Source organism: Lysinibacillus sp. NPDC059133 (assembly GCF_042755925.1).
GTDB lineage: Bacteria > Bacillota > Bacilli > Bacillales_A > Planococcaceae > Lysinibacillus.
In genome coordinates this window covers 1-5577 of the sequence record NZ_JBHZDH010000046.1, presented here as the reverse complement: position 1 = coordinate 5577, position 5577 = coordinate 1, and the positions used below count along the sequence as shown (strand labels likewise).

General features: G+C 39.2%; 5 protein-coding genes. 2 read left to right on the top strand and 3 right to left on the bottom strand.

The annotated features are described in order from the left end of the window. The first annotated feature begins 176 nt into the window (after positions 1-176). Complete coding sequence (locus ACFXN8_RS19745) at positions 177-788, top strand: phosphatase PAP2 family protein (RefSeq protein WP_386847373.1); 612 nt, start codon at positions 177-179, stop codon at positions 786-788. Positions 789-938: 150 nt separating this feature from the next. On the opposite strand, the gene ACFXN8_RS19740 is transcribed toward ACFXN8_RS19745, so the two are convergent. The 3 genes from ACFXN8_RS19740 to thrC are packed head-to-tail and all read right to left on the bottom strand — an operon-like array spanning position 939 to position 3617. Then, positions 939-1625 carry a 2-hydroxy-3-keto-5-methylthiopentenyl-1-phosphate phosphatase gene (locus tag ACFXN8_RS19740; protein ID WP_386847372.1) on the bottom strand — a complete coding sequence of 229 codons (687 nt, stop codon included), beginning with the start codon at positions 1623-1625 and terminating at the stop codon, positions 939-941. A 28-nt stretch (positions 1626-1653) separates the two neighbouring features. After that, on the bottom strand, positions 1654-2568 hold the full coding sequence (thrB, locus tag ACFXN8_RS19735) for a homoserine kinase (RefSeq protein WP_386847371.1): 915 nt from the start codon (positions 2566-2568) through the stop codon (positions 1654-1656). Then, positions 2565-3617 (bottom strand): threonine synthase, encoded by a 1053-nt coding sequence (gene thrC / locus ACFXN8_RS19730; protein WP_376072501.1) that lies wholly within the window; start codon positions 3615-3617, stop codon positions 2565-2567. Before thrC ends, thrB begins: the two co-directional genes overlap by 4 nt. A 206-nt stretch (positions 3618-3823) precedes the next feature. On the opposite strand from thrC, the gene ACFXN8_RS19725 reads away from it, so the two are divergent. Next, complete coding sequence (locus ACFXN8_RS19725; protein ID WP_376072504.1) at positions 3824-5053, top strand: MFS transporter; 1230 nt, start codon at positions 3824-3826, stop codon at positions 5051-5053. Positions 5054-5577 lie beyond the last annotated feature (524 nt).

The window sequence follows — 5577 nt, the reverse complement described above, 5'->3', positions numbered from 1 at the left end:
ATTAGTGGGGAGATAAACCCCACTGATTATTAGTCTTCACCAATCGGGCAATTAGGGGCAGTTAATTATTATTACTGCCCCTTAATGCGGGATAAAAGGCAAATTACCTCAAACAAGCTTAAATATGATATGATGTGAAAAATATAATAGCGTATAGTTTTGAGGTGAAGTATTTTATGAAAAAATGGGCTTATCCTTTAGCGATATTAACGCTCGTTATCTTTTTTGTGTTACGAGTTACTTTTCCAAGTAAATTAATCAATACTTTTGATACGAAAATGGCTGATTTATTTTTCGGTAACCGTTTTATAGAATTTTTTCACTATATAGGAGAACCGGTATTTGTAGTGTTAGTAGCTATCGTCTTAATAGTGTATTTAGCGTGGAAGGTAAAAAATAGTCGAGGTATATTATTTGTTTTGTTAACAATTGCTGGTGGGAATGTACTTAACCAATTATTAAAAAAATGGGTGCAACGACCAAGACCGGAGATTGAAGAACAATTAACATCCTATAGCTTTCCATCTGGACATTCTATGACCGGGATCTTGTACTTATTTACAGTCGCTTATATTTTTTCGGAGAACAATAGCAGAGGGCGTAAGACATTACTTTGGCTTGGGGCAGTTGTTTTAGCTGTACTTATTGGTTTGTCTCGAATTGCTGGGGCTCGTCATTTTGCTTCAGATGTATTGGCCGGATGGAGTATGGGCTATACGTGGTTTATCATTTGTGTTTTTTGGTACGAACGTCGAAAGAGACTTTTTAAAGCGAAAAATAAATTATGAACTTTGGAAAGGGAGCCACCTTATTGAGGAGGCTCCCTTTGTTATGCCATTTATATAAGTTGATTGGAGCGGAGACTGGAAGCCCCCAGGAAAGTGCTCAGTTGGAACGGAAATCAACCACACGTTATGGTGATGAGCTTTTTAATTTTTTCAATTACATGGAAGAGCCTTGTCTACTTCCATAAGCTTTTTTACAACTTCTAAGCAATCATAGAATGTTTCAAAGGGCTCATAAGGTAGATGGAGGTCTTTACAGCGTTTAATAAGATGATCCCTAGCAAGTACTAAATCTGCCTGTTTTGCTGCCTCAAAATCAGAAAGTGAATCTCCAATCACAATTTTAAAATGATTGCTCTGTGTAACTTTTCGCATAACGCTTGGCTTGCAGCAACCACAACCCTGTGTCTCGAATCTCGCACATTCTTCATCGCAGCTATTTGGAAAGACGAGTTTAATTTGCTGTTCGGAAAAATCAGCACTGTTACAATATATACCAGAAAATGGGCCGTATTTATCTAATAGTGGCTCAATGAAAAAGTCCACACCCCCACTAACAATATAAAACGGAATATGCTTCTCTTGTGCAAAACGAACGAAATCACCAAAGCCCTCACGTATAATGGCTGTATCTAATAAATAGTGGATAACAGCATCCTTTTGTTTAGTCGATAATAGCTCGAACATTGCTGAAATGCCATCTTTAAAGGTTATAGTTTGTTCCATCATTGCCTTAGCAATTTTCTCAGACTCCTCTGGAACGAATTGAGACATTAGTGAGACGATATTATCTGTTTCTGTAATAGTACCATCAAAATCACAGAAAATTATTGGTTTCAAGCTATTTCCCCCTTTCAAGAAAAAACGTCTACTTTTGTAGTAGACGTCCAAATTTTACCTGTACACCATATTCATCGGCCTTTGTTACGATAATTTGATGCTCTGGAAATTGATTTTTCATGGCCTTTACAAAATCTTGCGCAATAGCAGTAGGGATGATAGAAATCATTGTTGGTCCCGCCCCACTTAAAGCCGTTCCAAATGCCCCATTAGCCTTGGCGGCTGCACGGATTTCTGCATATTGCGGGATTAATTGGGCACGGAAAGGTTCATGAAAAAAATCAGCTTCCATATAACGACCTGCATGCTCGAAATCACGAACCATTAATGATGCTGCTAGCATATTTGCATTTGCAGAGGCTCTCACCGCGTATGCACGGTCAAATTGTTCTGGTAAAACAGAACGAGCTTCACTTGTTTTTAGTTCGACATCAGGTACATACACAACAAAGGAAGCTTCTATATCATTGACATGAAATGTATCAACAACGCCGTTTTCATCCATTGAGGAAATTGTTAATCCTCCTAATACCGAGGCTGTTGCATTGTCTGGATGCCCTTCGATTTGTGAGGATAAATTGAGTTTATCCTGTACAGTTAAGGCTAGATTACATACTTGGTTAGCTAGTTCAATTCCTGCAACGATGACAGCTGCACTACTCCCCAAACCACGGGCTAATGGAAGTTCACTTGCCATTTCAACACGGCAGGCAGGTAACTGCTTCCCATATTGGTCCGCAATTTTTTGGGCAATCACGTATAGTAAGTGCTTTTCCAGCTCAAACTCTTTAGGACCATTATCATCGAGGTGGATAATTTCCCAACTATCCTGTAAAGACACGGTTAACTTTAAGTAAAGAGATAAGCCTAGCCCTATTGAATCAAAGCCGGGGCCTAGATTGGCAGTGCTCCCAGGAACTGAGATTTGCCACATGTTACTCATAGTACGCCCTCGATGTATTTTCGAATTTCTTCCTCATCGTTTTTAAGTGAGACAACATCTACAGTTGAGACATTCATGGCAGTATCAGGATCTTTCAATCCATTACCTGTGAAAATTGTCACAACTTTAGAGCCTTTCGCAATCTGGCCGTTTTCAACTGATTTAATAACGCCTGCTAATGATGCCGCTGAACCTGGTTCAACGAAAATTCCTTCAGTCCCAGCAATTAACTTATAAGCAGCTAAAATTTCTTCGTCTGTCACCGAGTCAATAATTCCGCCAGACTCATCGCGAGCTGCTTCTGCAAATTTCCAGCTTGCGGGATTGCCGATACGAATAGCTGTTGCCACTGTCTCAGGATTAGCAATAGGTTCACCGTTTACAATTGCTGCTGCACCTTCAGCTTCAAAGCCGAACATCTTAGGTAAACCAGAGCCTTTTGCTGCATCATATTCTTTAAAGCCTTTCCAGTACGCAGTAATGTTACCTGCGTTACCAACAGGAATGCAAAGATAATCTGGAGCTTTTCCTAAAGCATCTACAATTTCAAATGATGCGGTTTTTTGCCCCTCAATGCGGAATGGATTCACTGAGTTTACAAGTGCCACTGGAGTTGTTTCGCTAACTTGACGAACAATATTTAATGCATCATCAAAGTTACCGTCGATTTCGATAATTTTTGCTCCGTACATTGTCGCTTGGGCTAGCTTACCAAGAGCTACTTTTCCTTTAGGGATCACGACTATGGACTGGATTCCAGCACGTGTTGCATAAGCTGCCGCTGCGGCTGATGTGTTACCTGTTGAAGCACAAATAACACATTTGCTACCTTCTTCAATTGCTTTTGCAACGGCAAACACCATACCACGGTCTTTAAATGAGCCTGTTGGATTTGCACCTTCGATTTTTCCATAAAGCTCAATGCCAAGTTTCTTAGATAAATTTACTAAATGTATAAGAGGCGTATTGCCTTCGTTTAAAGTTAGAGCTGGTGTACTTTCTGTTACGGGTAAAAATTGTTTATATTCCTCAATTAGGCCTTTCCACATAACGTTTACGATCTCCTTTTGTTCTTATAGAAAGAACAGTTGTTTTTGTATAAAAGACATTTTAACGCAAATTGCCCTATGTTTTCAATAGAATTTGAGAAATTGTCGAAACAATTCGGTAATTTGAATTTTTGCTTGTCACTTTCTTGAAACAACTGTATAGTAAACTTACGATGTAAAGTCAAGTGTAAAGACAGGTGGTTGGAATGGCGACAAATACAGTAACAACAAATAAGGTTCAACAATCTATTTCTCGCAATAAGCTTTTGAGGGTAGCAGGCGTTGGCTGGCTTTTCGATGCCATGGACGTAGGAATATTATCATTCGTTATTGCAGCATTAGCAGTTGATTGGGGATTGACACCAAGTCAAGCTGGTTTGATAGGAAGTGTCAACTCAATCGGGATGGCTGTAGGAGCTCTTATCTTCGGCGTGCTTGCCGATAAAGTAGGACGTAAGCAAATTTTTATGTGGACGCTTGTATTATTTTCTATTGCCAGTGGCTTATCTGCATTTACAACTACATTATCTGCTTTTATGGCACTACGCTTTTTAGTAGGCATGGGACTAGGGGGAGAATTGCCAGTCGCATCGACGCTAGTTTCTGAGAGTGTAGAAGCCAAAGAGCGTGGGCGAGTAGTTGTTTTACTGGAAAGTTTCTGGGCGGCGGGGTGGTTAATCGCTGCATTGATTTCGTATTTTGTTATTCCATCATGGGGATGGCGTATTGCTTTATTGTTAACGGCAATTCCAGCAATATATGCAATTTATCTTCGCTGGCACTTACCAGATTCACCTCAATTTGCTGTGAAGGCAGAGTCTAAGAAACGTAGTATTGTGCAAAATATTCGAGAAGTATGGTCAAAAAAATATGTACGCTCGACACTTATGTTATGGGTGTTATGGTTTACGGTTGTTTTCTCGTATTACGGTATGTTTTTATGGCTACCTAGTGTCATGGTTAGTAAAGGATTTGATATGATTACGAGCTTTAAATATGTTCTCATTATGACGCTTGCGCAGCTACCAGGTTATTTTACAGCTGCATGGTTTATAGAAAAATTTGGACGGAAATTTGTACTTGTTTCTTATTTAATTGGTACAGCTGTAAGTGCTTTCATTTTTGGTAATGCCGAAACAATAGTAGTGCTATTAACTTCGGGGATGTTTTTATCGTTCTTTAACTTAGGGGCTTGGGGTGCACTTTATGCTTATACACCAGAGCAGTATCCAGCTATTATTCGTGGAACGGGTGCAGGAATGGCAGCAGCTGTTGGACGTATTGGTGGTATTTTTGGACCTTTGTTAGTAGGATTTTTATTAACAGCAGGCTATGATATCGGCTTCATCTTCACGATTTTCTGCGGAGCGATTATTATCGGTGTTGTCGGGGTAATTTTCTTAGGACAAGAAACGAAACAAATGGAATTAGATTAGAAAAATAACCATGTCTTGGATGAACTATAGTCCAAGACATATTTTATTATTTGGTTACATAAAAATTAGGTTAAATTAATTTTTATACAAACATTTCTAAAAATCTGTTAAAATCAATTCATCAAAAAACTTTGATAATAAGGGTAGAGCGATTTTATTTTTTTTATCGTGAACTATCCTATTAGCAAGTTAAAGTGTTAAAGATTTTTCAGAAAAGTCATTGTATTCAGATTGTAATCGTGATACTGTATTTTTAACTTCTTTCAGCAATTGTTTTCTGTACCGAAAGCGTAGCGACAGGTACAGGTGTCCAAACACCCGCTGAAATAGAGGAACTCAGTCTAAGAACGCCACATCCCTGTGGCAATTTATCTGTGCGAAAGCGAAGCGACAGCAACACGGTTTTATCTGTGCGAAAGCGAAGCGACAGCAACACGGTTTTAACTGTGCGAAAGCGAAGCGACAGCAACAACAACAACAACAACAACAACAACAACACACGACTGAGTGACCAACATCACGAT